Annotated in this window: 20 protein-coding genes, 1 tRNA gene and 8 pseudogenes; 21 read left to right on the top strand and 8 right to left on the bottom strand. The window is 60.5% G+C overall.

The window, feature by feature from the left end; genetic code table 11:
• Positions 1–144: 144 nt before the first annotated feature.
• The 4 genes from AB5K84_RS38950 to AB5K84_RS38935 are packed head-to-tail and all read left to right on the top strand — an operon-like array spanning position 145 to position 4,698.
• Positions 145–1,281 (top strand): adenylate/guanylate cyclase domain-containing protein, encoded by a 1,137-nt coding sequence (locus tag AB5K84_RS38950; RefSeq protein ID WP_011084484.1) that lies wholly within the window; start codon positions 145–147, stop codon positions 1,279–1,281.
• Positions 1,268–2,749, top strand: a complete 1,482-nt coding sequence (locus AB5K84_RS38945) for an adenylate/guanylate cyclase domain-containing protein (protein ID WP_011084485.1) — start codon at positions 1,268–1,270, stop codon at positions 2,747–2,749. The genes AB5K84_RS38950 and AB5K84_RS38945 overlap by 14 nt, the downstream gene beginning before the upstream one ends.
• A 12-nt stretch (positions 2,750–2,761) precedes the next feature.
• On the top strand, positions 2,762–3,523 hold the full coding sequence (locus tag AB5K84_RS38940; RefSeq protein WP_011084486.1) for an E2 domain-containing protein: 762 nt from the start codon (positions 2,762–2,764) through the stop codon (positions 3,521–3,523).
• A complete protein-coding gene (locus AB5K84_RS38935; protein WP_011084487.1) occupies positions 3,520–4,698 on the top strand; it encodes a DUF1488 domain-containing protein in 1,179 nt (392 codons plus the stop codon). Before AB5K84_RS38940 ends, AB5K84_RS38935 begins: the two co-directional genes overlap by 4 nt.
• Positions 4,699–4,981: 283 nt before the next feature.
• Here AB5K84_RS38935 and AB5K84_RS38930 read toward each other — a convergent pair.
• Positions 4,982–5,057 (bottom strand) — tRNA-Ile (locus tag AB5K84_RS38930).
• Positions 5,058–5,581: 524 nt separating this feature from the next.
• Here AB5K84_RS38930 and AB5K84_RS38925 point away from each other — a divergent pair.
• Positions 5,582–5,743, top strand: a complete 162-nt coding sequence (locus AB5K84_RS38925; protein WP_162131541.1) for a hypothetical protein — start codon at positions 5,582–5,584, stop codon at positions 5,741–5,743.
• Positions 5,744–5,858: 115 nt separating this feature from the next.
• Here AB5K84_RS38925 and AB5K84_RS38920 read toward each other — a convergent pair whose 3' ends face one another.
• A complete protein-coding gene (locus tag AB5K84_RS38920) occupies positions 5,859–6,620 on the bottom strand; it encodes an IS6-like element ISBj7 family transposase (RefSeq protein ID WP_178372804.1) in 762 nt (253 codons plus the stop codon).
• 243 nt (positions 6,621–6,863) lie between these two features.
• Between AB5K84_RS38920 and AB5K84_RS38915 the strand changes: the two genes are divergently transcribed.
• Positions 6,864–8,726 carry an NEL-type E3 ubiquitin ligase domain-containing protein gene (locus AB5K84_RS38915; protein WP_011084490.1) on the top strand — a complete coding sequence of 621 codons (1,863 nt, stop codon included), beginning with the start codon at positions 6,864–6,866 and terminating at the stop codon, positions 8,724–8,726.
• Positions 8,727–8,875: 149 nt separating this feature from the next.
• Positions 8,876–9,088: pseudogene (locus AB5K84_RS38910) on the top strand (IS110 family transposase); the annotation flags it as partial.
• Between the two features lie 2 nt (positions 9,089–9,090).
• Here AB5K84_RS38910 and AB5K84_RS38905 read toward each other — a convergent pair.
• Positions 9,091–9,358: pseudogene (locus AB5K84_RS38905) on the bottom strand (transposase); the annotation flags it as partial.
• Between the two features lie 26 nt (positions 9,359–9,384).
• On the opposite strand from AB5K84_RS38905, the gene AB5K84_RS38900 reads away from it, so the two are divergent.
• The 5 genes and pseudogenes from AB5K84_RS38900 (at position 9,385) to AB5K84_RS38880 (ending at position 12,248) form a co-directional block, all read left to right on the top strand.
• Positions 9,385–9,900 carry an ABC transporter permease subunit gene (locus tag AB5K84_RS38900; RefSeq protein ID WP_028176066.1) on the top strand — a complete coding sequence of 172 codons (516 nt, stop codon included), beginning with the start codon at positions 9,385–9,387 and terminating at the stop codon, positions 9,898–9,900.
• Positions 9,897–10,559: an amino acid ABC transporter permease gene (locus AB5K84_RS38895; RefSeq protein WP_011084494.1), complete on the top strand. Its 663-nt coding sequence runs from the start codon at positions 9,897–9,899 to the stop codon at positions 10,557–10,559. Before AB5K84_RS38900 ends, AB5K84_RS38895 begins: the two co-directional genes overlap by 4 nt.
• A 165-nt stretch (positions 10,560–10,724) precedes the next feature.
• Positions 10,725–11,485, top strand: a protein-coding gene (locus AB5K84_RS38890) for an IS5-like element ISBj2 family transposase (protein ID WP_110115815.1) whose coding sequence is annotated in 2 segments (ribosomal slippage) — positions 10,725–11,064 and positions 11,064–11,485 — 762 coding nt in all. Because the reading frame shifts where the segments join, the coding sequence is not laid out codon by codon here.
• A 74-nt stretch (positions 11,486–11,559) separates the two neighbouring features.
• Positions 11,560–11,961, top strand: a pseudogene (locus AB5K84_RS38885) (TrbI/VirB10 family protein); the annotation flags it as partial.
• On the top strand, positions 11,958–12,248 hold the full coding sequence (locus AB5K84_RS38880; protein ID WP_011084496.1) for a DUF2274 domain-containing protein: 291 nt from the start codon (positions 11,958–11,960) through the stop codon (positions 12,246–12,248). The pseudogene AB5K84_RS38885 and the gene AB5K84_RS38880, both read left to right, overlap by 4 nt.
• On the opposite strand, the gene AB5K84_RS38875 is transcribed toward AB5K84_RS38880, so the two are convergent.
• Entirely contained in the window at positions 12,245–12,559 is a 315-nt protein-coding gene (locus AB5K84_RS38875; protein ID WP_011084497.1) for a hypothetical protein, read from the bottom strand. The genes AB5K84_RS38880 and AB5K84_RS38875 overlap by 4 nt on opposite strands.
• A gap of 7 nt (positions 12,560–12,566) precedes the next feature.
• A pseudogene (locus AB5K84_RS38870) lies at positions 12,567–13,320 on the bottom strand (IS6 family transposase).
• Positions 13,321–13,494: 174 nt separating this feature from the next.
• Here AB5K84_RS38870 and AB5K84_RS38865 point away from each other — a divergent pair.
• From AB5K84_RS38865 to AB5K84_RS38850, 4 genes are all read left to right on the top strand, one after another.
• The gene (locus AB5K84_RS38865; RefSeq protein ID WP_014498007.1) at positions 13,495–13,683 is read left to right on the top strand and encodes a hypothetical protein; all 189 of its coding nucleotides are present in this window, start codon (positions 13,495–13,497) and stop codon (positions 13,681–13,683) included.
• A gap of 325 nt (positions 13,684–14,008) precedes the next feature.
• The gene (locus AB5K84_RS38860; RefSeq protein WP_035668747.1) at positions 14,009–15,388 is read left to right on the top strand and encodes an aspartate aminotransferase family protein; all 1,380 of its coding nucleotides are present in this window, start codon (positions 14,009–14,011) and stop codon (positions 15,386–15,388) included.
• Positions 15,389–15,443: 55 nt separating this feature from the next.
• The gene (locus AB5K84_RS38855) at positions 15,444–15,674 is read left to right on the top strand and encodes a dTDP-4-dehydrorhamnose 3,5-epimerase family protein (protein WP_244651854.1); all 231 of its coding nucleotides are present in this window, start codon (positions 15,444–15,446) and stop codon (positions 15,672–15,674) included.
• Positions 15,584–15,781, top strand: a complete 198-nt coding sequence (locus tag AB5K84_RS38850) for a dTDP-4-dehydrorhamnose 3,5-epimerase family protein (protein WP_018648901.1) — start codon at positions 15,584–15,586, stop codon at positions 15,779–15,781. The genes AB5K84_RS38855 and AB5K84_RS38850 overlap by 91 nt, the downstream gene beginning before the upstream one ends.
• A 331-nt stretch (positions 15,782–16,112) precedes the next feature.
• Here the strand turns inward: AB5K84_RS38850 and AB5K84_RS38845 are convergent, their stop codons facing one another.
• Together AB5K84_RS38845 and AB5K84_RS38840 are read right to left on the bottom strand one after the other, a co-directional pair.
• On the bottom strand, positions 16,113–16,616 hold the full coding sequence (locus AB5K84_RS38845; protein WP_011084500.1) for a type II toxin-antitoxin system YhaV family toxin: 504 nt from the start codon (positions 16,614–16,616) through the stop codon (positions 16,113–16,115).
• On the bottom strand, positions 16,613–16,954 hold the full coding sequence (locus AB5K84_RS38840; RefSeq protein WP_014498004.1) for a type II toxin-antitoxin system PrlF family antitoxin: 342 nt from the start codon (positions 16,952–16,954) through the stop codon (positions 16,613–16,615). The genes AB5K84_RS38845 and AB5K84_RS38840 overlap by 4 nt, the downstream gene beginning before the upstream one ends.
• Before the next feature lie 300 nt (positions 16,955–17,254).
• Between AB5K84_RS38840 and AB5K84_RS38835 the strand changes: the two are divergent.
• The 5 genes and pseudogenes from AB5K84_RS38835 to AB5K84_RS38815 all read left to right on the top strand — a co-directional run.
• Positions 17,255–17,667: pseudogene (locus AB5K84_RS38835) on the top strand (transposase); the annotation flags it as partial.
• Between the two features lie 98 nt (positions 17,668–17,765).
• A pseudogene (istA, locus tag AB5K84_RS38830) lies at positions 17,766–19,142 on the top strand (IS21-like element ISFK1 family transposase); the annotation flags it as partial.
• Positions 19,143–19,150: 8 nt separating this feature from the next.
• Positions 19,151–19,860: pseudogene (istB, locus tag AB5K84_RS38825) on the top strand (IS21-like element ISFK1 family helper ATPase IstB).
• 201 nt (positions 19,861–20,061) lie between these two features.
• Positions 20,062–25,203, top strand: coding sequence for a Ulp1 family isopeptidase (locus tag AB5K84_RS38820; RefSeq protein WP_441232743.1), 5,142 nt, complete (start codon positions 20,062–20,064; stop codon positions 25,201–25,203).
• A 362-nt stretch (positions 25,204–25,565) separates the two neighbouring features.
• A pseudogene (locus AB5K84_RS38815) lies at positions 25,566–25,887 on the top strand (DDE-type integrase/transposase/recombinase); the annotation flags it as partial.
• A gap of 50 nt (positions 25,888–25,937) precedes the next feature.
• Here AB5K84_RS38815 and AB5K84_RS38810 read toward each other — a convergent pair.
• Positions 25,938–26,195, bottom strand: a complete 258-nt coding sequence (locus AB5K84_RS38810; protein ID WP_011084508.1) for a WGR domain-containing protein — start codon at positions 26,193–26,195, stop codon at positions 25,938–25,940.
• Between the last annotated feature and the right edge of the window lie 240 nt (positions 26,196–26,435).

Here is a 26,435-nt window from a genome sequence, read left to right as displayed (position 1 = left end):
CTTCGCTTTCGCATGTTCGGAGTAGCACCATATCCTGTCCTTGACTGGCAGCAAAGAGTTTTGTATGTTCGGAGTAGACGTACTTAATGTGGCGCGAAAGCAAATCAGATTTTTAGCCTTCCCGCCCAACCTGGAACCTGGACGATGGGCTTCGCCGCCAATGTCACGCGAGAGATCGACCGGTTTCTCCAGCAGTCCTGCCCGCAGCCGGATTTGATCCTGAGCGCGCTGGAGCGCACGGGCCTTTGCTCGGTCCGAGATTACGTGCCGGAGGAGCGTGTATGCGGACGCGGCGATCGGGTCGGCGGGTGCTGGCTGGTGCTCTCCGGGCGTGTCGAGGTCCGTTCTGACGAGCAGAACGTCGCTTTCAGGGATGCCGGAGAACTCATCGGCGAGCAGGGGCTCCTTCATTTCCTCTCCGGGAGGGCTGCCAGCCGCACCGCCGACATCAAGGCCGTCGGGCCCGTGCGGCTGCTGTGCATCGACGCGTCATTTCAGGAAAAGCTGCGGGACGACGAGAAGGTCGCGTGGATGCAGACGTTGGCGGTGGTCATCAACGACAAGCTCGAGCAGGCCACGCGTGCTCGCTCCGAGCTTCGCGGCTTGGCGACGGAACGAGAGCTGCTGCTTCGCCGGTTCGCCGACGGTGACGCGCTCGGTCTCGTCAAGATGGCCGCTGGCGGGGAGGCGCCGCCGGTGCAGAGCCGTCGGGCCATCGTCTATTTCAGCGATCTCGCCAACTTCAGCACCTGGGCCGCAGATAAGCAGCCGATCCAGGTGGCGCGACATCTGCGCGAGCTCGCCAAGATTCAGATCGATGCAATCCGCGATGCCGGTGGCCAGATCGACAAGTTGATGGGTGACGGATTGATGGGCTTCTGGTTCATCGACACGACCGATCGCGAGCGCGCCGAACCGTTGGCTGTGATGCGGTGCTCGACCCTCATCGCCGAGAAGTGCAGCAGCTACTTCGCCGAACATGAACTCGACCTTGCGATCCGCATCGGGCTGCACTGCGGAGACGTGGCGTTCGGCGATTTCGGCGCCGACAACAGGATCGCGGTTACGCTGTTGGGAGCCGCCGTGAACATCGCCGCGCGCTATGAGCAGGCCAAGTCCGCTGAGCTCGGTGGCATCCGCGTGAGCCCTGAATTGCGCGAGCTCATGATCGGATCAGGCGCGAAGCCCGACGGTTTCCGCAAGCCGGTACAGGTGGAAGTGAAGCACGGCGTCTCGCTCGACGTCTATTCGATCAAGGAGTCAGCAGATGTCATGGAATGAAGATCGCGCGAAATCCCGCATTCGCGAGCACGTCAAAACGGTGCCAGCAGTCGACCGCCATGTGGTCCTCGACAGCGCTATCGTGGAGAAGCGCGGGATGCTGAGCCGCATGCCGCTGAGCCAAGCGTTCCTTGTCGAAGGCGCGCATGTGTACGGCGAGCTTTTGGATTTCGAGACTCTGGTCGCCGATCGGGGCCAGGAAACCGAAGCGGCACACCGCCGGCTCCTGGCCTTCTTGCACATGCACTACCGCGTGTGGGATTCGCTTGTCGATGGGGACGATGGCGATCGGGTGGATTACCACGGCGCTCGACTGCACGCCGTCATCACGTCGCCGGCTGGCGACCCGGCCGCTCAGATAGAGCGTGCTGTAGCGCTCGCTCGGAAGCTCACCGAGGCGGCGCAACGGGTTGGTCAAGCCCATGGTTTCCCGTCGCGCATTCGTTTAGGCATCGACCATGGAAAGTGCCTGGCGATGACCACCGGCCGTGGGGCCCATGAGAAGGACACGCTGTTTCTCGGGCGTCCCGCAAATCATGCAGCTAAGCTCGTGGCGGCGGGAACCGAGCAGGGCATCTTTCTGACCGAGACGGCTCAGAAGCGGGTCGCGGCGGGAGCCGTGCGAAAGTCTGCTGGCGTGATGACGCTGGACGAGGCCTACGTTCAGGGGGCGGTGAGGAAGTACGGCTTCGACAGCCTCGACCGGACTGCGTCTGCGGTCGCTCTCGATTCCGCGGAGCCGATGTTTCGGTTCAAGCGTCCGGCGTTGCCGCTGTCCACAGTCAAGTTCAGCGAACTCGCGCCGGCGAATTCGGTCCGCATGGGCATGGCGTCGATCTTTGCGGACATCGATGGGTTCACCAATTTCGTCGACCAGGCAATCCACGGCGGATCCGACAAGATCCGTGAAGCTGTAAAGGTGGTGCACGTGATCAGGGAAGAGCTCAACGCCGTGCTCAAGGAGGACTTCGGCGGCAAGCGCGTGCGCTTCATCGGCGACTGCATTCACGGCTGCGTGGCGGAAGGCGAGCGCGCTGATGACCCGGCAAAGACAGTGCGGCGGGCCGCGTTGTGTGCCGCTGCGATGAGATCGTCCTTCGACCTCTGCTTGGGGATCGTCGGATCGGGAGCTGCAATCGATCTCGCGGTCGGCATCGAGTACGGGCAGACGCCAATGACGCGCCTAGGATCTCGAGGTGACGAGAGCGTGCGCTGCGCAGCGAGCAAGGCGACGATCGAGGCGGAGCGGACGCAGCAGGCCATTGAACACGGCGGAGTTCGCCTCGGCACGGTCGCGTCGAGCGTGGCGGATCAGGCAGTCCGCAAGCACTTCTCGTCCGGCCGGTTGATGTCGTTCGATTCGGCGTCCGATCTGCTTTGGACCGCGCAGGCGCCGGCCGTGCAGATCTTGCGGAATGAACCTGCAGCACGCCCGCATGCGGCACCGAAGAAGCCTTTTCGGGGCTGATTGGCGCAGAGCATGTCCCTGGTCGCGCTCGCTCGCTGCTGTCCGACGTGGGCGGATTTCCGCCCCGTCCATGCGTTTGAGGCGCAGGTGGACGTCGTCGCAACGCGTAGCAGTGGTGCGTTTACCAGGGTCTTCGAGCTAAGGGTCGTGCAGGTTGCAGACCAGATCGCGGTATTTGAGCGGCCAGTGGGCGGCACTTTGCCGGCCTGCTGCCCGGAGCGTCATATCAATCCCGACGGCTCCTTTTGCATCGGACTACGTGCGGGAGACGGCATAACGGGGGCCAGCGCCACTGCTTGGTGGGAAAAGCTGCACGTGTTCATTCTGTGCCAGGAGACCGCAGCAGAAGCCGGATTCTGGCCTGGCGAAGCGCAGCTATCTCACGGTGAAGCCGCCGAGATAGAACTCGCCGCCGAGCGTGCCGCCGACCAGCTCGGGCTACAGTCAGTCTACCGCGAAGCTGTCGCGTTCGGATCGGGACCAATCGCGTCCGGGCTCGCCAAGATCAACCAGAAGACCGGAATGCTGCGGAACGGACGAAGCGCATGTATCTGCGGTCGTACCGATCGGCACCGGCGACCTCTTCTTCGAAGAGAGTGCCATCGTTGTGGTCAGGGCTGTCCGGTCGTGCTCGAGCACTGGAGGCGCATCAAGGTCGCCGAATATTGGCGCGGGCTTCGCGGCCAAGCGTGCTGTGGTACCATGCGCGAATGTCCGTTGAAAAAGGCCGGACCGACTGATGGTACTGCGATCAGCCGAGGAACGGGAGCGTGATCAAGTTCGCCGAACTGACCACGACGGAAGCGGTGAGCACCGCAGAAGCTATTGAGACCCTTCGGCCGTTGCCTTGGGCGAGATTGCTCCTCAACCGGATCGAAGATGGCGGTGGTTTAACCACGGAAAATATGTCCGCGCTGTTCGAGGCGCGCTTCGGACAGGCGCTGCATGACTGCGGCATCACTCCGGTATACGAATATGCGGCGGGGGTCGGTGAGACTAGCGTTGATTTCGCCTGCGGAGTTTGGAACGTCGAACTTCTCTCGTTCGACGAGACAGACGCGGCGAAGGCCGCCTCCTGGGAGGAAGGATCGACCTTCGGCAAGTCGCTCTCTTCGCCTGCGCCGCCAACGGCTGACGAGGCTCAGCTCGACGAGGCGGAGCGGCAGCGCCGAAGTGATCTGCGGAAGCAAAGTCCCGAAGGAGAGACACTGAAGGGGATCGAGAGGATCGTCGGCAAAGCGCAGAATGACGGGCAGCCGTCCAAGTTCCCCGCGCCAGACGGCGCGAGGCGATCAATGCTGGTCGTTGATGCTCGGACTTTCGGACAGATTGATCGTTGGGATTGCCGGCAGATAGCCTATGGTGCGGACGCCGTGCCTGAATGGGCGAGGTATCGATGGATCGCCGATGACGGGCGAGAATTTCCAATTGCCGGCGCGTTTGATGCGCGCAACCGGATGCGGGGTGCGCGGCTCTTTCGAGAGCGAGTCCACTTCCTTGGTATCGTTTCCGAGGAAACCTACGAACGCGAAGAGCTGCAGTATTTCATTCGCTTCTATCACAACCCCGCGCTGTTCGCATCGAAGGAGGATGCGCTCGCAGCATTGCGAACTTTTCCGCTATTCCAGCCGGAAAAGACACGTGCTCGTCGTCCGGATCTGTTTGTCCACGAAGCCTTCGAGGCGCAGGGAGCGACGGTTCAGTTTGGCGTTGTGACCGACGGGAGGATTGTCATCTGCAGAGTCCACGGCGACACTCTTGAAGATATCGAAGAGCGCGGTCTTCGGCCTGGCTCCGAGGAGATGGTTCAAGCATTTGATCGACACAAGGACCTGCTTCGCCGGCTTGCGCTGGAGAAGGCTAAGCGAGATCTGGTCGAACGCGATGGCACCATTTTTCTGGTACCCAGGGATTTGAGCTTGCTTCCGGTCCGGGCGCCGCGCGCTTAAAATCGAGTCACTCCTAAAGCTTAAAGCTAGGGATCGAGTCACTCTTACCGGGGACTTGAGCTACGCGCACAGCGACCGCCAGGCGCATTTGACGCTGCGCAAAGTCAAAAAGACCCCCCTTGACTCCTTCGCGCTCGCGCCTGGTCGTCAGAAAAAATCAGTCGAAATAACCGTGCAGCATCAGCGGCCTATGAAATCGAGTCACTCTTAAAGGAGGCGATCGAGTCACTCTTATAGAGGAATCGAGTCGCTCTTTCGGTGTCCGCGCACAATTTGAACTCACTGGTGGGCCCGGCAGGACTCGAACCTGCAACCAGACCGTTATGAGCGGCCGGCTCTAACCATTGAGCTACAGGCCCCGCTGCGGGCGACCGCTCAAAGACGGCCGGCAACGGTGCGCGGCCCGTTTACAGGATAGCCGGCATTCCGGCAATGCCAATTGAAAGAGGCGATTGGGTCCCGCTTTGGCGCTCGCGTCGCTTTATCGGAGCAAAGCTGGAGGGGCCCTTAAGACGTACGGGCTGTCAAGCATGGAAGCGCTGAGCTGACCGAGACAGCCCAGCCTTGCGAAACGGAGTTGACACGGCTCAAAGAGATGCAGGCCAAAACTCGCGAGAGCGATCTTCAAATCTAAGGTCGTAAGGTTGTAAGAAAACGGCGCATTGAAAACTACCATACGCGCGTGAATGTAACCGACCATCTCTCGGACCACGGCTCCGTTCTTCTGTTCGACAAACGCCTGGTCGTTCTTGCGGTAAGGCCGGCATTCTAGGCCGGTCATTCCGACAAGATCGATCTCCTCCACGAGGCGTTCGGCCACGGAAGGTCCGATTGTCAGACGTAGACCATCGTCGGTTCGGGCAACGCGGAGTCTGAGGCCTTCGTGCCTATCCATGACATGGGCAAGGCCATGCTCGAGCACTCGGATATTCAGGATTCCGCCGGGCAAGAAGAACAGATCGCCGATGCACGTGGAGGCGAGCAGGCCAAGGGCTACATGGTGGCCTGGGTCATCGATCGCGCCGATGCAGGCGCCACCAGATGACATTGGTGATTCAAACTCATCGGTTCGACGCTGATCGTAAGCGCAGCTCTGCGGCGCTTTAATTGGCGCTTGACGTCTGTTTGATCACGGTGTGTCCTGGCACGGCATCGTCAACTTAATCGACCGCCGAGCCGAAGGAGGCGATTCTCAGAGGTCGAGAGTCGGCGATAGCGCTTGTCATGGAGATCTCGCGCCAAGTCGCAAAGGCTCGCTCGCGCGAAGCACGACGGAAGTCGGCGGTGGCGGCTCCGGGATAGGGGATGTGGAAAAGGTTCGCGACCTGATCGTGAACGGACAGAAACCGTTGAGCCTGACGGGACGATTTGAAGCGCGTCATGATCCGCTCGCGTCGCCGCGTCGGCTGATGAGAATTCTCGGCCCGATTGTTGAGAGCTTTGTGCTGGCGATGTTCGACGTGTAAGCCCATCTTCGCCCTCGCAGCGCCGTACGAACGCAGCTTATCCGTGATCATAACGCGCGGCGGCGTGCCGGCGGATTTCAAGAGCTTCTTCATGAGCCGCTGCGCAACGCGCGAGTTTCTTCGGCGCTGGATCAAGACGTCAGGAACGAAGCCACTCTGGTCGACAGCGCGCCAGAGCCAATGTTGTTCGCCCGCGATCGAGATAACGACTTCGTCCAGATGCCATTTGTCACCGCGAGGGGGAGTGCGCTGGCGGATCCGATCGGAGAACGGCTTGCCGAATTTCCGTCCCCACTGGCGCACGGTTTCATAGGTCACGCCAATGCCACGCGCCGCCAGCATTTCCTCGACCATGCGCAAGCTTAAGGGAAACCGGAAATACAACCAAACGGCATAGCTGATCACTTCCGGTGGGAAGCGATGGCGGCGATAAAGAGGGTCCTTGGCAGTCCGCATGCCGCTCGTCTACCCCCTCCGCCGCTCCAATTCGTTAACTTGACGGTACCCTCTGACCTCATCTGGCTCAAGCCGAAAGGCTGCACCGAATCGAAGCCGAACTCCTTCACAAATTGCGCAGATCGCTTCCTCAACATGGTTCAACGCTCGTCAGCTCGACGTAAGCTAAATGTCTTAGAGGCTGCAACGTTCGATGTGGGCCGAGAGGTCGCATAATTTGCTCAGTCCGACAAGGAGCAGGAAATGGATCCCTTTGATGCAGGGCAGGCTCAGCGCGGTAATGGCAGCACCGAATCTTCCGGCCGCGAGGACCGGGAAGGTGAGGAGGCGCAGTGGGTTGGAGTCTTGACCCACGCGGTGCTCGCCGCTGACGATCCGGCAAATCTCGGGGATTCTGCTCCTGCGGAGGGGGGGCACGACCAGATGCTGGAGGAGTGGGCTGCCGAAGAGGGGCAGAACCCGCTCGAGGATCGACAAGAGGCTGTAAGGCGAGTGAATGCTTGGAATCAGGGCGAGCTGAATCTTGCAATGCTGCGCCTCACCAGCCTGCCTCCACTTCCAGCCGGGCTCCACTCGCTCGACGCGTCCTTCAACCGGCTGACCAGTCTGCCCGAGACTCTCCCTGACGCGCTCAATTCGCTCAATGTTAATGGGAATCAGTTGGTCAGCTTGCCCGCGCTTCCGGCCGGGCTCGCCTTGCTGGACGTGTGGAGCAATCGGCTCACCAGCCTGCCTGAGACCCTCCCGGCCGCGCTCGAGGGCCTCAACGTCGGCAACAACCAATTGACGAGCCTGCCCGAGGCCCTCCCGGCCAGGCTCGAAAGCCTTGACGTTAGTGTAAACCAATTGACGAGCCTGCCCGAGACTCTCCCGGCCAGTCTCGGAAGCCTTGACGTTGGTGTAAACCAATTGACGAGCCTGCCCGAGACTCTCCCGACCAGTCTCGGAAGACTTTACCTTAACGATAACCAGCTAACCAGCCTACCCACGGGCTTGCTAACGCAGTTGGGGGCTGCTGCGGAGGTGGTTGTGTCTGGCAATCCGCTGCCCCAGGAGATGCTGATGAACCTGGACACAATCCAAAGTACCGATGGGTATGCCGGCCCGAGGGTCGTCTTTGATTTGTCTGAGACGCACGAAGATCAGTGGGAGGACGCCGCCGTTGCGCCGTTTCCTCTCGAGACAGTAGCTGCGGAGTCTCTTCCCGAGGCAGTAGCGGACTGGCTCAACGGGGATCCGAAGGAGGGCGATCCCGAGGTGGTGGCCAAGTGGCAGAGCTTTGCAGAAGAACCCGGTGCCCAGCAATACGCAGACTTCCTCAACGGGCTGCGGAATACCGTGAACTCTGGGAACGAAGGATTCCAGCAGGGGGTGGCCAATGATCTGCGGCAGGCAGCGGCCAACCCGCAATTGCGCGCGCAGTACTTCCAGCTTGCTCTTGACGCCAACGAGAGCTGCGCGGATCGCAGAACTTTGACCTGGAACGGCATGCAAACCGCGCGCCTGATCGCCAACGTCGAGAACGGGCTCTATGACAATAACGAGGGGGTAGCGGCCCTCGTTGATCTAGGCCGTGTCATGTTCCGCTTGGAGGCACTGGGGGGGATCGCGCGCGAGAAGGTCCAATCGCTCCGCACAGGCGGCACCATCAACAACGTCGACGAAATCGAGGTCTACCTTGCCTATCAGGCCACGCTGCGCGAGCGGCTGGGGCTGCAGCACATCGCCCCGGACATGAACTACTTCTACGACTCTCACCTCACCGAGGAAGACATTGACAGGGCTGAGACGTCTGTGCGGAGCAAGGAGGCGACGGGGTTCGCCGACTATTTGGCGACGGACTGGAAACCTTGGGACGATGTGGTGCTCCGCATTGAACCGGAACACCATGCCACGATGGAGGAAAAGCTCGCCGATGCCTTGGAGGAGGAGTTCCCGGGCCGACTGAAGCAAAAGCTCGTTGAAGCGGGACTGATCGGCGCTGAGGCCGATGTCGTTGCGGATGCCGAGCGGGAGTTCGGACCCCAGGTCAGCAAGGACATCGCTCGCGAGATCAAGGGTGCTCTGAGGGACACGGTGCTCAACAAACGCGGCCTCAGTCTGTGAAGCGGCGTCTGCTGCTTGACCACGCGGTCCTTCATCCAGATCGAAGGATCAAGCAACTGCCTGAGCGAGGTATTGGTTCAACCGCAGCGGCGGAAACTGAACTGCGACGGCTGATCAGCCATTATGCTGTGAAGCGGCAGTAGTGCTTTGGCAAGACCAAGGCCGTGACCGCCACGGCCCGGAAGATCGCAGTTCTGTTCTACAATGCTGTGCGATACGGAATGGACTATGTCGATCCCGGGGCCTCGTCCTACGAGACGCGCTACCGGACGCGAGTGGTCAACAATTTGCAGCGGCGTGCCAAGGCATTCGGCTTTGTTCACCTGCCCTTGGAGCCGAAAGTAGATGCTGCCGTTTCTTAGGAATCGTTCTCAAGCGTCAGCTCCCCGATCTTGGCGTGCAGCGTTTTCACGTCCCCCGCGGGCTCGCTCGTTCTGTTGCCACCGCGAGGACCAAAGACCTCGGCCGCCGCTTCCTGAAGCTGGGACTTCCACTGCGTGATCCGGTTCGGATGCATGTCGAAATGCTCAGCCAGCTCGGCCAGCGTCATCTCGCCCTTGATCCTTGATCGCCGCTAACGCCACCTTGGCCTTGAATGCGAGTGCGTGCTGCCGGCGGGCTCGTCTGCTCATCGTCTCTCCTGATTCGCGGGACAATCTTGCCCGCCGTCAGGCAGAAACTCCACTCATCGCCCTGTCCAGATTTCCGGAGCCAGCTCTTTCTGTTCTACGCGCTACCCGACATAGGCATCCGTCTGACGCCGTTCGAGACTTCCTGGCTAGCGCTCGCATTGTGGGGCGGTGCTTATCAAACGGAGGTCTTCAGGGCCGCATTCGAAGCTGTGCCGAAAGGCGAAGTGACGGCAGCTCGCGCTCTCGGCTTGCCGGCGTTCCAGACCTTTCTTGACATCACACTCCCGATCGCGTTGCGCATCGCGATCACCGGAACAACAACCACGGCGATCACGCAGTTCAGGTCGTCCTCCTTCATGATCGTCGTCGGCTATCAGGAATTGACCTATGTCGCCAACCGGATCGTGTCAGATACGTTTAAAGTGTTTGAGACCTTCGGAATCGCTTGTCTCATGTACCTGCTGGTGTGCAGCATCCTAAGCGCTTTGTCTCGTACGTTCGAGCGCAGGCTCGCGGTTCCGGGGCTGGGAGTAGTTAAATGACCAACTGGGTTTGGCCTGTCACCCTTTACCTTGGTAAGAGCCTTTTGGTTACTTTGTGGATCTCGCTGCTCACCGTCATTTTGGCGACAATCCTTGGTCTCCTGATCGCGGCGCTGTCGCAAAGCACGCTCACGTTCGCGCGCTTTGTCGGACGGCTTTACGTTGAGTTGTTCCGCGGCGTGCCGTCGCTTATGATACTCCTCTTCGTGTTCTTTGCCCTTCCGCAAATTGGTCTCCGCACGGGCCCACTCACGGCCGCAATAATCGGATTGGGGCTCTGGGGCGGGGCGAACATCGGTGAGGTCTTTCGAGGCGCCTTGGATTCAATTCCACATCGCCAAGAGCAGGGCGCCCGAGCGCTTGGCTTGAGCGCAACGGAAGCGCTTGTGTTCGTCATTTTGCCACAAGCATTTCGGCGTGCGTTGCCGCCCTACGTCGGGCAGCTCACCGTTCTCGTCCAGGCGAGTGCACTGACGTCCGTTGTTGGGGTGTCGGATCTCTTGGGATCGGCGCGTCAAATGATAGAAAGACTAGCGTATGTCGGAACCGGAGACTCACACGCCATCGAGATCTATCTGGGCGTGCTGAGCATATTCTTTGTGATCTGCTACGCGTTGAGCGGGCTGGCCAGTATGATCGAACGCTGTCTTCGAGTCTGAAAACAATTCCTAGTCGATCGAAACCTTCTAGGGAAAGGCAATTGCGCCGTTTGAGCGAACCCGCTCGACTCCATCGAGCGCTTTGCGCGGAGACATGTTCTAGGGTCTGTACCTAAATAGCGCCACGTGATTCTCTTGCCTACGTGTTGATTCGGGGGCGAGAGAATGCGCGCTGGTTTGTTTTGGCTGAACGACAGGCAATGGGCGCGTATCGAACCGCATCTGCCGAGGGGACTGACGGGGCCGGATCGGGACGACGACCGACGCATCGTCAGCGGCATCATTCACATGCTGCAATCGGGTGCACGATGGCGTGATTGTCCACGTGAATACGGCCCTTACACGACGATCTACAATCGCTTCAATCGCTGGGCCAAGCGAGGACGATGGTGCGCAATCTTCGAAGCGCTGGCCAAGCCTGGCGAAGACGGCGTCGTACTGTCGCTCGACTCGACCTCGATTAAAGCTCACCGGTGTGCCTCCGGCGGAAAAGGGGGGAGCACAATCAAGCAATCGGCCGCTCGCGCGGAGGCCGCACGACAAAAATCCATGCGCTGAGCGATCCGCTCTGCCGGCCGGTCGTCCTGCATCTGACTCCAGGCCAGGATGCCGATATCGCTGCGGCTCCCGATGTCCTGGCGCTCGCGCCACCCATGAGCGTGCTCCTCGCCGACAAAGGGTATGATGGCGACAAGCTTCGCGGCGCAATCATTCGTCGCGGCGCCAAGCCCGTAATCCCCAATAAATCTAACCGTGTCGTCATCCATCGCTTCAACAAACGCGCCTACAAAGGACGAAATGTCATCGAACGCTGCTTTTGCAGGCTCAAGGACTTCCGGCGCATCGCCACGCGATATGACAAGCTCGCCCGTAATTTTTTGGCCGCTGTTCATCTCGCCGCTCTCGTCGCATATTGGCTCAATTGAGTCTGGACCCTAGTTCAAGCAAAGCCCAAACTGCACCGAGAGCGCGCCCACGCCAGTCAGATCATCGCCTAAAAAGCGGCCGTGCGGACGGCCAGAGTCGAATCCTCTTGGTCTGGACTCGCATCATCATACCGGACGGCAACTCGATCGTGCTGGAGCGCCAGCCGGGCGCCGACAGTGGTGGTTATGCCGGACTCGAGGACGATGTCGACAACCACTGGGGCATGCTATTCAAGGCCGCCGTTCTCTCGACCATGCTCAGCGTCGGAGCAGAGGCGGCACGAGCCAAATGAGAACAACCTCGTTCAAGCGATCCGTAGCGGTGCGTCCATCAGCATCAGCCAGACCGGCCAATTGGTCGTGCAGCGTCAGCTCAACATCCAGCCGACGCTGACCATCCGGCCAGGTTTCCGGTCCGCGTGATCGGCACGCGCGATTTGGTGCTGGCGCCCTACAGCAATGGAGGAGCGCCATGACGAAGCTCAAGCTTGGGCCGCTTGAAGACGACAAGCCAGTCAAGCTCACGACCGAGCTGCCGGCGGCGGTCTTTAGGGATCTCAGAAGCTACGCCGAGATCCTGACGCATAGCGTAGGTCTGATGACGCGGACCGAGCCTGCTAAACTGATTGCGCCGATGATCGAGCGTCGCATGGCGACCGACCGCGCCTTCGCGAAAGCACGGCGAAATACACTCAGCTCGCACCTCGGTCATAGCGTTCACGACGCAGGTCAAGAAACGGACGCAACGATGGATTGCCGTTAGCTTGCCGCCAGTAAGCGCGAAAGCTGAGCACAGGGTTTGCCGGTTCGGGAAGGCAAGGCGTCCAGCCATAAGATGTATTGGCCGAACAATTCGGTCGTCAAATCGGCCGGCGCCTGAACCCTGCCGCTATCGGCGAGAAAGCGGGCAAAGAACTTCAGTGCTTTCCAGCATTGGTGACGCGTGCTAGGTGACGACGATGCATGATGCCCCCGGAACGCCTCGGCATAGGGAGCAACAAATTCGGCTGGAAGATTGGGTTGCCCGAGGTCGAACCGCTGCGCCGGTTCGCCCCACGCATCCCGGAACGGCATCGTCAACTTAATCGACCGCCGAGCCGAAGGCGGCGATTCTCAGAGGTCGAGATTCGGCGATAGCGCTTGTCATGGAGATCTCGCGCCAAGTCGCAAAGGCTCGCTCGCGCGAAGCACGACGGAAGTCGGCGGTGGCGGCTCCGGCATAGGGGATGTGGAAAAGGTTCGCGACCTGATCGTGAACTGACAGAAAGCGTTGAGCCTGATGGGACGATTTGAAACGCTTCATGATCCGCTCGCGTCGGCTGATGAGAATTTTCGGCCCGATTGTTGAGAGCTTTGTGCTGGCGATGTTCGACGTGAAAGCCCATCTTCGCCCTCGCAGCGCCGTACGAACGCAGCTTATCCGTGATCATCACGCGCGGCGGCGTGCCGGCGGATTTCAAGAGCTTCTTCATGAGAAGCTGCGCAGCGCGCGAGTCTCTTCGGCGCTGGATCAAGACGTCGAGAACGAAGCCATCCTGGTCGACAGCGCGCCAGAGCCAATGTTGTTCGCCCGCGATCGAGATAACGACCTCGTCCAGATGCCATTTGTCACCGCGGGCGGGAGCGCGCTGGCGGATCCGATCGGAGAACGGCTTGCCGAATTTCCGTCCCCACTGGCGCACGGTTTCATAGGTCACGCCAATGCCACGCGCCGCCAGCATTTCCTCGACCATGCGCAAGCTTAAGGGAAACCGGAAATACAACCAAACGGCATAGCTGATCACTTCCGGTGGGAAGCGATGGCGGCGATAAAGAGGGGCCCGGGCGGTCGGCATGCCGGTCGTCTACCCCATCGGCCACCCCTATTCGTTAACTTGACGGTGCCGGTTGGGAGTGAGCCTACAAGCTTTGGCAGGCGACCAACTCAACGAGTTAAGGTATTCTGGGGCAAACTCGGTCGCAGATCACCGCGCAAAGCCGGGACACCGACCAGATCAAGGAGATCACTGATGGCCCACAAGAAACTGGTCAATCAGAGCGGGTTGTTGCTTACAGTGTTACTCATCACGCGTGTTGGCTCGGAGCCCAACCAGTCCGTGACGACGCGCGGCAGCAGCTGGGATAACGTGCTAAACACACATGACACGCTGGCCTTTAGCGGAGCGGACGGCCTGAACGTGGTGGGCTCGAATACGTAACCGCGGTCCACGGCGCTACGACCACCGACTCTCTACGGCCTGAACGCCGCCGGCAGTTTGATGGAAGCTCCCGTCGGCGACTAACGCGTCCCGGAAATCCGACGCTTTGTCGTGCTGAACATCGTCACCTTTCTGTGATCACTTCCAGACAGTGCGTCGCGCCGCCAGTTAAGCCTGTGGTCAGGCATAGGCAAAAGCGAATCCCTTTAAAGCGATCGTCAACGACGACTATCGCAAGGCCCAGAGAAGCCGGAAACGGACCGGCGCTTCCCCACATGATGCTCCGGTCCCTATCCAATTCTGAACCGATGATGTGACGCCGACCATGCTGCCCAGTTCTCAACAGGCCCGAGATGTGGCCTATCAGCTTCACGCCTATACCAACGCGCGGTCGCACCAACGGGCCGGGCCGCTCATAATTGAACGCGGCGAGGGCCCCTACGTCTTCGACACGGCAGGAAAACGCTACCTCGATGCGATGGCCGGTCTCTGGAGTGCGGGTCTTGGCTTCAGCGAAAAGCGGCTTATCGAAGCCGCGCATCGCCAGATGCAAATCCTGCCATTCTATCATACCTTCGCATCACGATCGAATGGGCCTTCCATCGCGCTTGCCGAGAAGCTGGTGAAGATGTCTCCGGTGCCAATGAGTAAGGTGTTCTTCACAAATTCCGGCTCGGAAGCGAACGATACGGTGTTGAAGCTGATCGCCTATCGATCGAATGCAGCGGGCCAGCCTCAGCGCAAGAAGGTCATCAGCCGGTTGCGCGGCTATCACGGCGTCACGATCGGTGCGGCAAGCCTGACCGGATTTCCAGACAACCACCGCTCTTTCGATCTGCCGCTCCCCAACATTATGCACACGGGCTCCCCCCATTTCTACAAGGACAGCCGTGCGGGCGAATCGGAGGAGACCTTTGCTACGCGTCGGGCCGAGGAGCTCGAGTCGCTGATTCAGCGCGAAGGTGCCGATACCATTGCAGCATTCTTCGGTGAGCCTGTCATGGGCGCGGGCGGCGTCATCGTTCCGCCGCCGACTTACTGGGACAAAATTCAAAGTGTGCTAAAAAAGCATAGCATCCTTTTGGTCGCTGATGAGGTGATTTGCGGCTTTGGCCGGACAGGAAAAATGTTCGGTTGCGAAACCTACAACATCGCGCCCGATGTAATCGTGGTGTCGAAGCAGCTCACGTCCAGTTATTTTCCGTTATCTGCGATCATAATGAATGACTACATGTTCGAACCAATCGCGGACGAGAGCAATAAGGTTGGACTGCTGGCTCATGGCTTCACGGGCGGTGGTCACCCGGTCGGAGCCGCCGTAGCGCTCGAAAACCTCAAACTCATCGAGGAGCGGGGTCTGATTGCGAACGTTGGCCGCATCGGGGCCTACATGCAGGAACGGCTGCGCACGCTCGTTGACCATCCACTCGTTGGGGAGGTCCGTGGCGTTGGCCTTATTGCGGCAATCGAGCTGGTGCTGGACAAGAAACGGAAAGTCGCCGCTACTACTCCGGGCGATGTTGGCAGCATTGCGAGCCGGTTGCTGCACGAGCGAGGGATCATCGTGCGGAATGTAGACGATGCATTGTCGATATGCCCACCTCTGATCGTCAACAAGGATCAAATCGACGAGCTCATCGACGGGATCACGGGCATGCTCCACGATCTTAAGGCGACTGTAGTTAATTGTCGCGAGCCTCACTAGCGTTCACTCAACTCCGCTTAGTGCGCCGCGAGTCCGATTGTCTGGACATCCATCAATGAGGGGCAAGGTGCTCGACCTCGCGGTCGACGTCCGCGTCCGGAGCCCGAATTTCGGACGCTACGTTGCCGTCGAATTAAGCGAGCATAACCGGCGGCAACTATGGGTTCCGCGCGGATTCGCGCACGGTTTCGTTGTGTGCTCTCAGAGACCGCGGACTTTTTCTACAAATGCGATGATTTCTATAATCCGGAGAACGAGGTTTCGATCCGCTGGGACGACCCGGTGATCGGTATAAACTGGGGTATCAAAAAGCCGTCGCTCTCGGCCAAGGACGCGGCCGCGCCGCTGCTTGCCGACATCCAAAACTTCCATTGTACGGGCGGATACTGGTGACGGGAACCCGCGGGCAGGTCGGAGGTGCATTGATGCCCGCAGGTAAAGGGGATCGAGGCTGAAGTATTGGAAGGTTGAGGAACACGAACCGGTTCACCCGCATCGGAGGGCTGAAATGTCGCCTCCGTCTACACGGCTTAACAGGTGGAATGCTGATGATGATGTCGCCGGACAGTCGGCGCATTCGCCGCTGCCTTTGGGCGTAGCCGACAGCTGGATGGTGGGCATTTCACGGACTCTTCCTGGCCGAATCGTGTCTCTCGCTGCAGACCGGTGCCGGCGGCGCGGGCCGGATCAGCGGGCGGTCGCGGCCGAACGAGGCCAGCTGGGGTCATCTCCCGCGCGTCGAGCGCGATAGACGCGTCTTGGATTCGCCAGTCGAGGCCGCGGCTACGAGTTCGTTCCACGAGTCCGGCGGGTTCCCGCGGTCCAGCATCTTCCTGAACACGGCGTAGGCGTCGTTCGCGCTCTCGTAGGCGCGCAGCGTCGAGTCGTCGTTCACCCAGGCGAGAACGATGATCTTGGCGTCCGCCGATTGCTGATAGCGGAAGAACAGGCGGAACTGCTGCAGCAATTTCGCGCGGAACCAGTGCTTGTACTCGTCGCCGAGAGTGCCGCCCTGCCGATAGACGTCACGCGTTGGGTCACTCGGAATGTCGTCGAACGCCACCTTCAAGACAGCCGACAGGAGCTTCGCGGCGCGCTTCTTCTTGTATCCCTTCGGATCCTTCTTGCGCGCCTTCTCGACCGCCGCGATCATAGTCTCGAACTGGTCGAGAAATAGCGGATGGGCGTAGACCGTCCAACCGTTAACCCCGAAGGTGTCGTCGCTCACGTATCGTCTTCCGGCAGCGCCGCGTCGAGATCGACCTTAACACCCTTGACCAAGCCCTTGCCGCGCGCGACCAGCGACTTCGGCACCGGCCGGATCCGGGCTGGCTCGCTCCCCATGTCGCGGGCCAGGAACGCGAGGAACGTGCCGATCACCGGATCGCCGTGGTCGGCGCTCAACTGCTTCTTCGCGATCACAACGGTGCCGTCAGCGAGCCCCCGAAACACGACCTGGTCGCGCTTTCCCAGGGCCAGCATTTTGCGGATGGCGGCGGGCACGGTCGTCTGGCCGCGGTCTGTGATGGTCGCGGGGATCTCGAGGATTTCGGCGGTCTTGGCCATAGCGGCTCCTTGCGTCGTCACGACATCCCAATGTAATGCATCTGCATTGTAAGTCAAGTCTGCCTGGGTGCCTCGAGATGGCCGCAAACTGGCGATTCCGCCGTCTGGTGGAGTTGGCGCTGAAGCTCAACGAGAATGATGCACAATTGCCCGCCTCCAATGCCGCTGCTACAGCTGTGGCTCGGGGGTCTGCGCGAATGAATGGAAACTATAGAGCTGGCCCCGCAAATTCGGACAGTAGCTTGAGTGGATTTTCTGCCTGACAGCGGCGAGGATTCTTGCTGCGAATCAGGAGCGAAGATGACGAAGAAGAGCCGCCGGACGCATTCTCCGGCATTCAAGGCGAAGGTTGCTTTGGCTGCGGTCAAAGGAGACAAGACACTGGCGGAGCTGGCGCAACTGTTTGATGTTCATCCGAACCAGATCACGATCTGGAAAAACCAGCTCCTGGAAGGCGCCGCCGGCGTGTTTGGGCATGACAAGACATCGGCCGAGACGCCGGTCGATTTGAAGGCGTTACATGCCAAGATCGGCGAGCTGGCGTTGGAAAACGATTTTTTGTCCGGCGCGCTCACCAAGGCGGGCCTGCTGAGCGCAAAGCGATGATCGACCGCGGTCATGATCTTTCTATCGTGCGCCAGGCGAAGGTCCTGAAGCTGGCTCGCAGCACGGTCTACTATGAACCTCGGCCAGTTTCGGCCGAGGACTGCGCGTTTCGCGGGATCGTGAGCAAGGCTTTCGGAGCCTTGCAGCGCTTCGGCCGACAACTCAACCGGCTTAGGGATGACCTCGTGGTTAACGAGGAAGTCCAATGCCTACCCAGAGATTGTCGATGCGCCGGATCAAGGAAGTCCTTCGGTTAAAACATTTTCAAGGCCTGCCAGAGCGGGCCATCGCGCGGAGCGTGGGCGTCAGCAACGGCGTTGTGCACAGCTACCTGAGCCGCGCCCGCTCTGCTGGGTTGAGCTGGCCGCTTCCGGAGGGAATGACCGATGAAGACCTGGAGCTTTTGCTTTTCCCGGCCCCACGACCAGCGTCTCAGAGCCCGCAGCGGCCGGTGCCCGACTGGAGCTACATCGATAAAGAGCTCCGCCGGCGCAACGTAACCCGTCGCCTGCTCTGGGAGGAGTATCGCGCCGTTAATCCCGACGGTTTCGGGTACACGTGGTTCTGCACTACCTACGAGGCCTGGAAGGGGCGGGTCCGACCTTCGATGCGGCAGATTCATCTGGGCGGCGAGAAGGTGTTCGTGGATTTCGCCGGCGACACCATGGACATCGTCGATCCCCTGACCGGGGAAGTGCAGCCGATGAAGCTGTTCGTCGCGGCGATGGGCGCTTCGAACTACACCTACGCCGAGGCCTGCCCCAGCGAGAGCTTGGCCGACTGGATCCGGGCCCACGTCAACTTGTTCACGTTTTTGAGCGGAACGCCGACGTTCGTGGTCTGCGACAACCTCAAAGCCGCCGTCAGCAACCCCGACCGCTACGATCCCGGCCTCAATCGCACTTATGCCGAGATGGCGAGCCATTACGGCACGGCCATTCTCGCCGCACGGCCGCGGCGCCCAAAAGACAAGGCGAAGGTCGAGGTCGCGGTGCAAATCGCCCAGCGCTGGATTCTGGCCCGGCTGCGCAATCAGCGCTTCTTTTCCCGGGCCGAGCTCAACGCCGCCATCAAGACACTCGTCGACGAACTCAATGCTCGTCAAATGCGTGGCTTCGGCTCAAGCCGCGCCGAACTGTTTGCCGAACTCGACAAACCCAAGCTAACCCCGCTGCCAGATCAGCCTTATGCCTTCGCACGCTGGAAGCGCTGCCGCCTCGCTCCCGATTATCATGTCGAGGTCGACGGCCATTGGTACTCCGCGCCGTATCGTCTGATTGGCGAGCTGGTCGATGCCCGTATCGACGATCGGACGGTCGAGATCTTCCACAAGGGCCAGCGGATCGCCAGCCATGCCCGCGCGCCCAACCGACGCGGACACACCACCATCGCCGACCACATGCCCAGCGCCCATCGCCGCTACGGCAAATGGACCCCCGCCGCGGTGATCGCCGCCGGCGAGCGGATCGGTCCTTCGACAGCAGCGTTTTTCCAGGCCGTGATCGACGCCCGGCCCCATCCAGAACAAGGCTTTCGAACCTGCCTTGGCATTCTGGCGCTCGTCAAAAGCTACGGCGCCGACTGACCGGAATGGCCAAGGCCTTCGAGGAGCAGCGCCGATCGCCCGATCTCGAAGCCCTGCCGTTCGAAGATCGCATCGGCCTGTTGGTCGACCGCGAAGCCGCCGAACGCGACACCAGGCGGCTCACCACGCGCCTCAAGATCGCCGCACTGCGCCAGACTGCTTGCGTCGAGGACGTCGATCTGCGCACCCCGCGGGGCATCGACCGCGCCGTTTTCGCCAAACTCGTCGAAGGTCGCTGGATCGATCGCCACGAGAATTTGCTCGTCACCGGGGCAACCGGCCTGGGCAAAAGTTGGTTAGCCTGCGCGCTCGGCCACAAGGCCTGCCGCGACAACCGATCAGTCCTCTATCATCGCGTTCCAAGGCTGTTCGAGGCGCTCGCGCTCGCGCGCGGAGACGGACGCTACGCCCGGCTCCTCAAAAGCCTCGGCCGCGCTCAGCTTCTGATTTTGGATGATTGGGGACTATCGGTGCTCACCGCCGCGGAACGCCGCGATCTGCTCGAAATCCTCGAGGACCGACATGGCCGCGCATCCACCATCGTCACAAGTCAGCTCCCGTGGACACCTGGCATGGAGCCATTGGGGACCCCACGGTCGCCGACGCCATTCTCGATCGCCTCGTCCACAACGCCCACCGCCTCCAGCTCACCGGAGAAAGCATGCGAAAACGCAGCGCCAAAACCATCACCCTTGACGGCCAACCAGAACACTGACTCTATCTCCCATCGGCCGTAGCGGGCTGCTCACGATCGTCTGAATTCAGTGCTCACGATCGCGCGAAATCGATGCTCACGATCCGTGAAATCCGCAGATGCTCCCGGTGCGGGTCTATCGAGGGCTGTAAAGGGTGGTTTGTTGCTGATCGCCAGCATGCCAGATCGAAGCCCTGGTTCATATTTTGAAAGTGAGAACGGATGGATTTCCCCTCGACCAAGCGGGTGCGTGAACAATCGGACAGCACGGGCCCGCAAGAGAGCTCACCCGCGGCTCCGTCCGCAGCCGCGGCGACCTTTGAGCGGCAATTGAGCGAGATCGGCAGTTCAGGTGAAGGTGATGGAGCAATGCCGGCCGCCTCGACGCCGCAGCCGGCTCAGTCAAAAGGGATTCTGAGAAGGCTCAGCAAAAGCCCCCTTTATTCCCAGGATGCTCCCCTTATTTTGGGGCTTGAGAAGGCCCTCATCAAGGGCGGGGCCGCCAAAGGCACCGCACGAAATAATCTATATTCTCTTCGCAGCTTTGGCCAGTGGCTCTTCGCAAATAACAAAGATCCCATTGCTGCTCGGCTCGACGACGAAGAGTCGCTGACCGTTGATGCGCGCGTGTTCGAAAAGCGTCCCGCGACACTCCTTAGGGCAATAGACCATCTCAGGACCTCGCGGTCGACGGGCGGAATCGTGCCGATCGCAGGCCGCACTGAGTTGCATCCTTATCCCCAGGACGCAGCTCTGATCGAAGGGTACAAAAACGACGCAGCGACAGATACCGGCAAGAAGGATGCAAGCAAGAATGCAACTGCTCTTCGCAGTTTCAGCGACTACCTGCGTGAAAACAGCAAGAAGGGCATTGCTGCTCGTCTTTCAGACGAGGCGTTGGATGGAGATGTCAAGAGCTATAAGAGGGCCCCCGGTGCTGATTCAAGGATCGGTGCCGCTCTGGCTCATCTCCGAAAATCGCAGGCGGGCGCTAAGGCGATGGAGCTCGAGCGCCATATTGATTCCGAAGACGCGGCCCTGAAGGAGTCGAGGCGGGTCGGCGACGCTGCTGCGCAGCACAGTTCGTTGCAGAAAGCTGGCAGTTGGCCAGAGGAATTGCTTCCTGCGGAAGGCCATGATCAGAATTTGCTTTTGGGTCCGATGGACGAACCCGGCCCGCCGTCCTCGGCGCCGCAACCGGCTCAGTCAACTGGGGTTGCGATAGGGCACAAGAAGCGGCCTCTTCATTCCGAGGATGTTCCCCTTATTGCGGGGTTTGAGGAGGCCCTCCGGAATGGGAGCGCCGCCGAACGCACCGTCCGAAACTATCTATCTTCTCTTCGCAGCTTTGGCCAGAGGCTCTACGCAAATAACAAAAAGAGCATTTTTGCTCGGCTCGACGACGAAGAGTCACTGACCGCTGATGCGCGCGAGTTGTTCGAAAAGCGTCCCGCGACACTCCTTAGGGCAATAGACCATCTCAGGACCTCGCGGTTGACGGGCGGAATCGTGCCGATCGCAGGCCGCACTGAGTTGCATCCTTATCCCCAGGACGCAGCTCTCATCGAAGAGTACAAAAACGAAGCAGCGACAGATACCGGCAAGAAGGAAGAAGCCAGGAAGGATGCAACGGCTCTTCGCAGTTTCAGTGACTACCTGCGTGAAAACAACAAGAAGGGCATTGCTGGTCGGCTTTCAGGCAAGGCGCTGGATGGAGATGTCAAGAGCTATAAGAAGGACGCCGGTGCTGATTCGAGGATCGGTGCCGCTCTGGCTCATCTCCGAAAATCACAGGCGGGCCCTAAAGCGATGGAGCTCGAGCGCCATATTGATCCCGAAGACGCGGCCCTGATGGAGTCGAGACAGGTCGGCGACGCCGCTGCGCAGCACAGTGCGTGGCAGAAAGCTGGCAGTTGGCCAGAGGAATTGCTTCCTGCGGAAGGCCACGATCAGGATTTGGGCCGGATGGACGAACCCGGCCCGTCGTCCTCGGCGCCGCAGCCGGCTCAGTCAACTGGAATTTTGATAGGGCACGACAAGCAGCCTCTTCATACCGAGGATGCTCCCCTTATTTCGGGGCTTGAGGAGGCCCTCCGTAATGGGAACGCCGCCGAACGCACTGCCAGGGGCTATGTACGTACTCTTCTCAGCTTTGGCCACTGGCTCTTCGCAAATAACAAAGATCCCATTGCTGCTCGGCTCGACGACGAAAAGTCACTGACCGCTGATGCGCGCGAGTTCATCGGAAAGGGTAATCCCTTAAGGCTTCTTGCGGCGATAGTTCATCTCCGAACCTCGCAGTCGACGGGCGGAGTCGTGCGGATCGCAGGCCGCACTGAGTTGCATCCTTATCCCCAGGACGCGGCTCTCATCGAAGAGTACAAAAACGAAGCAGCGACAGATACCGGCAAGAAGGATGCAAGCAGGAAGGATGCAACTGCTCTTCGCAGTTTCAGCGACTACCTGCGTGACAACAACAGGCCGGGCATTGCTGCTGGGCTCGGCACGTCGTTTGATGGAGATGTCGAGAGCTATAGGAAGGTCGCCGGTGCTGATTCCAGGATTGGTGCCGCACTGGCTCGTCTCCGAAAATCGCAGGCCGGCGCTGAGGCGATGGAGCACGAGCGCCATATTGATCCCGAAGAGGCGGCCCTGAGGGAGTCGAGGCGGGTCGGCGACGCCGCTGCGCAGCACATTGCGTCGCAGAAGGGTGGCAGTTGGCCAGAGGAATTGCTTCCTGCGGAAGGCCATGATCAGGATTTGCTTTTGGGGCTGATGGATGAACCCGGCGCGTCGTCCTCGGCGCCGCAGTCAACTTGGATTGTGATAGGGAAGAGGAAGCAGCCTCTTTATTCCGTGGATGCTCCCCTTATTTCGGGGCTTGAGAGGGCCCTCATCAAGGGCGGGTTCAGCAAATCCGCTGCCGAGCAGCACGGAGGTTCTCTTCGTAGCTTTAGCCGTTGGCTTTTCGCAAAAGAAAAACCGAGCATTCGTGATCGGCTCGACAATAAGTCGCTGACCGATGGCGGTGAGGTGCTCGAGTTCACCGGAGAGGGTAATCCAAAGAGACTCGTTCAGGCAATCGACTATCTCCGGACCTTGCGGTCGACGGGCGAAGTGCCGATCTCACGACGCGCTAAGCTGAATCCTCACCCCCAGAACGTGGCCTTTATCAATCCCGAAGACACGGTACTGATGGAGCCGAGGCGCGTCGACGCCGCCGCTGCGCAGCACAGCGCGTCGCAGGAAACTGGCCGTCGGCCAGAGGAGCTTCCCGCGGAAGGCCGCGATCAGGATTTGCTTTTGGGGCTGATGGACGAACCCCGCTCGTCGTCATCTCTCGAGCCAGCCGCGCGCCATGACCAGGCACCGGATCCCGGAGAGCCCGACCGCCAGCAGTCCCCGGACGAGCCGATGGCTGCGCTTGCCAGGAGCAACCGCCTGCCAAGCGAGGAGGTCCTCATCAACGATGAGCATGACACAGCTGAGTTGAGGCCAGCGAAGAGGCAGAGGACCCTAAACAATCCGCAAGGCGTTGCCGGCGAGCGGCAGCTGAGCGAGATCGCCAATTCAGGCGGCCAGCCGACACCGGCGCCTACCCATCAACAGGGTACGTCGTCATGGGAGACGCAGCCGATGCTGCTGCGGAGCGGCTACGAAGATGTCACGGCGCCGCATGCGGTCGCGACGTACGTCGGGGGCGCCGCTGCGCAGCACAGCGCGCGGCAGCGAGCTGTCAGTCGGCCATTGGTCCTCCCGGAAGGTTACGATCAGGATCTGCGCTTAATGGTGGAAGACGGCCCATCGTGGCCCGAGGTTCCTCCTGAGCAGGCGCAGGACATAGTCCAAGCTGGGCAGGAACCTGCCCGGCCGACCGTGGAAGCAGCGCCAACGCACTCTGCCAGGGCTCGCTCAAATACCTACGGCGGTATTGAGGTGTCGTTTAATCCGAATTCGCCCGCATCATTTGAGTTGCGTGACAATGCTTGCAGCCCGGCGCCTGGCTTTCCGCCGCCGTTTGCCGGGCCGGTACCGGGGCATCACCAGGGCGCTCAACAGCTCGGCTCGCCGCAGGGGCTTTCTCCGGTGTCCGCCCACTCGGACGATGACGCTTTGGCGTGGTTGAGCGAGGAGCTTGCGCGGCAGATGCAAGAACCGGCATCACCATCAACTGCCAGGGCTCAGGATCTCTATCGTGGATTTAAGGCACTGCTTGATCCGGATGTGGCCGAGTTGGATGACAGTGCTCACTTTGCGCCAGCGCCTTCTGCCAGGGCTCGCTCAGACACCTACGGCGGTCTTGAGGTATCGTTTAATCCGAATTCGCCCACATCATTTGAGTTGCGCGACAATGCTTGGAGCCGGGCGCCTGGCTTTCCGCCGCCGTTTGCCGGCCCGGTACCGGGGCATCACCAGGGCGCTCGACAGCTCGGCTCGCCGCAGGGGCTTTCTCCGGTGTCCGCCCACTCGGACGATGACGCTTTGGCGTGGTTGAGCGAGGAGCTTGCGCGGCAGATGCAAGAACCGGCATCACCATCAACTGCCAGGGCTCAGGATCTCTATCGTGGGTTTGGGGCACTGCTTGATCCGGATGCGGCCGAGTTGGATGACAGTGCTCACTTTGCGCCAGCGCCTTCTGCCAGGGCTCGTTCAGACACCTACGACGGTCTTCCATTGGTTGATCTGACCGCGCCCGCACCGTCCCCATTGCGCGACGATATCGTGCGGCGGTTTCCGATCACCTCCTCCGATGCTCAGATCGGGGCGTTGAATCCGATAGCCTTGTCCCACAACCGCGGGCTGGTGCTCGAGCACACGGAATGGCTGGGCGACGAGCATATCCTCAGGGATTACCAGCTTCAGGAGCTGGATTTGCAGAGGAGCGATTCGGATCTCGCCGCCCGGACGCGGTTCGTAGATCCCCTCGAAGCGCTGCGGCTGCGCCTGGGCGCGGAGAGCGACGTGCTACGCGTATTCCATCGCATCGTCCATGATCGGCGTGATAACGATACAGCCGACTTCCTGTTGCTGCCAGTGAACGATGCCAGTGCTACGGACCGCGGCAGGCATTGGTCGCTGCTGTTCGTTGATCGCAGCAACCGGCAACGGCCTGTCGCCTATCACTACGATTCCTACGGGAGATACAACGAGACGCATGCAAGACAACTCGCAGAAAGGCTGAACCTCGCCCTGCAGCCCGCCGGCATGGCCCAGCAGCAGAACACTTATGATTGCGGCGTCTTTGTCGTGGACGGCACGCGGGAGCTGGTTAGGCAATTGGCGCAAGGACGGGAGCCAGACCAGCTGAACCTCAGCAACGTCGTTGCCAATCGGCAGGCACTGCAAGCGCGACTCAGGGGTTGATGTCGCCGTGGGCGGACCCTCGCGGCGCTTCTCTTTGAGCTTGAATGACGGCTGGAAGAAGTTCACCAGCAGGCGCGCCGCGGCGTAGAGACGTGCCATCACGCGGGCCGTCTCGCCCCCGTCGAAGCGCCCGTATCCGACGAGCCGCCGGACCACCGACAGCGCGATGCGGTTGTCGGCAAGGGCGAGCGCGCGACGCTGCGCTTCGGAAAGACCGGTCAGCTGACCGGCGCCTCGAGGAGACCGAGCTTTCGCGCGGCCAGGTATCGGCCTTCGCCCGCGATGATCGTGCCATCGCTGTCGACGAGCAGCGGGTACCGTCAAGTTAACGAATTGGAGCGGCCGAGGGGTAGACGACCGGCATGCCGACCGCCCGGGACCCTCTTTATCGCCGCCATCGCTTCCCATCGGAAGTGATCAGCTATGCCGTTTGGTTGTATTTCCGGTTTCCCAGCGGCTCATGAAGAAGCTCTTGAAATCCGCCGGCACGCCGCCGCGCGTGATGATCACGGACAAGCGTTCGCACGGCGCTGCGAGGGCGAAGATGGGCTTTTTCGTCGAACATCGCCAGCACAGAGCTCTCAACAATCGGGCTGAGAATTCTCATCAGCCGACGCGGCAACGCGGCGGATCATGAAGCGTTTCAAATCGTCCCGTCAGGCTCAACGGTTTCTGTCACTTCACGTTCCAGGCATCGTAAGTGGATCCGTAATCCCCGGGAAATTGACGAAACCTCAGACTCTCTCCTCAGCAGAGGTGTATCCGCGCCTGCGCTTGGCGCGCTCCAGCCGTCCGAATGCTTCGCCCGCTTCAGCGCTGGCATCGAAAGTCTGCACCATCGTCTGGCCGGTCGTGCCGATCCGGCCCCAGTCGCGGATCAGCGAGACCCCGCCGAACAAGGTCGGTTGGATCGAAAGCAAGTAAAACCGCCGCATGTTGCGGGTGGTGTCGATGCGGCGAAGGTGAAGCGGCCCTAGCTTAAGGTTCGGCATGCATGGATTCTCGCTTCCTGTGGAAGCGAGGTCCAATGCTTTCTATGAATCGATCAGGGCCAAACGATTCATTCTCTCGCTACATCAATTGCACCAGGCGGGTGTCTTCGGACTGTGGCGATGATGTGGAGGCTCCACGGCCCGATTTGAACCCCACCGTCTCGCGGCAAAACCGAGACCGCAGTCTGAACTGATCGAGAAGCTCACTGAATCGCGCCGGAGCTAGGTCCAAGCATTGTC

It is taken from the genome of Bradyrhizobium sp. 1200_D9_N1_1 (genome assembly GCF_052075915.1).
In the GTDB taxonomy this organism is placed as follows: domain Bacteria; phylum Pseudomonadota; class Alphaproteobacteria; order Rhizobiales; family Xanthobacteraceae; genus Bradyrhizobium; species Bradyrhizobium diazoefficiens.
Note: the sequence above shows the minus strand (reverse complement) of the source record. Positions and strands in the feature narration are given on the sequence as shown.

Excerpts from the sequence above, each read along its gene's own strand:
- AB5K84_RS38945 (WP_011084485.1), top strand. The coding sequence starts at position 1,268 with ATGTCATGGAATGAAGATCGCGCGAAATCCCGCATTCGCGAGCACGTC.
- AB5K84_RS38855 (WP_244651854.1), top strand. The coding sequence starts at position 15,444 with ATGAGGGGCAAGGTGCTCGACCTCGCGGTCGACGTCCGCGTCCGGAGC.
- AB5K84_RS38820 (WP_441232743.1), top strand. The coding sequence starts at position 20,062 with ATGGATTTCCCCTCGACCAAGCGGGTGCGTGAACAATCGGACAGCACG.
- AB5K84_RS38860 (WP_035668747.1), top strand. The coding sequence starts at position 14,009 with ATGCTGCCCAGTTCTCAACAGGCCCGAGATGTGGCCTATCAGCTTCAC.
- AB5K84_RS38915 (WP_011084490.1), top strand. The coding sequence starts at position 6,864 with ATGGATCCCTTTGATGCAGGGCAGGCTCAGCGCGGTAATGGCAGCACC.
- AB5K84_RS38840 (WP_014498004.1), bottom strand. The coding sequence starts at position 16,954 with ATGGCCAAGACCGCCGAAATCCTCGAGATCCCCGCGACCATCACAGAC.
- AB5K84_RS38865 (WP_014498007.1), top strand. The coding sequence starts at position 13,495 with ATGGCCCACAAGAAACTGGTCAATCAGAGCGGGTTGTTGCTTACAGTG.
- AB5K84_RS38940 (WP_011084486.1), top strand. The coding sequence starts at position 2,762 with ATGTCCCTGGTCGCGCTCGCTCGCTGCTGTCCGACGTGGGCGGATTTC.
- AB5K84_RS38920 (WP_178372804.1), bottom strand. The coding sequence starts at position 6,620 with ATGCGGACTGCCAAGGACCCTCTTTATCGCCGCCATCGCTTCCCACCG.
- AB5K84_RS38880 (WP_011084496.1), top strand. The coding sequence starts at position 11,958 with ATGACGAAGCTCAAGCTTGGGCCGCTTGAAGACGACAAGCCAGTCAAG.
- AB5K84_RS38810 (WP_011084508.1), bottom strand. The coding sequence starts at position 26,195 with ATGCCGAACCTTAAGCTAGGGCCGCTTCACCTTCGCCGCATCGACACC.
- AB5K84_RS38875 (WP_011084497.1), bottom strand. The coding sequence starts at position 12,559 with ATGCCGTTCCGGGATGCGTGGGGCGAACCGGCGCAGCGGTTCGACCTC.
- AB5K84_RS38895 (WP_011084494.1), top strand. The coding sequence starts at position 9,897 with ATGACCAACTGGGTTTGGCCTGTCACCCTTTACCTTGGTAAGAGCCTT.
- AB5K84_RS38950 (WP_011084484.1), top strand. The coding sequence starts at position 145 with ATGGGCTTCGCCGCCAATGTCACGCGAGAGATCGACCGGTTTCTCCAG.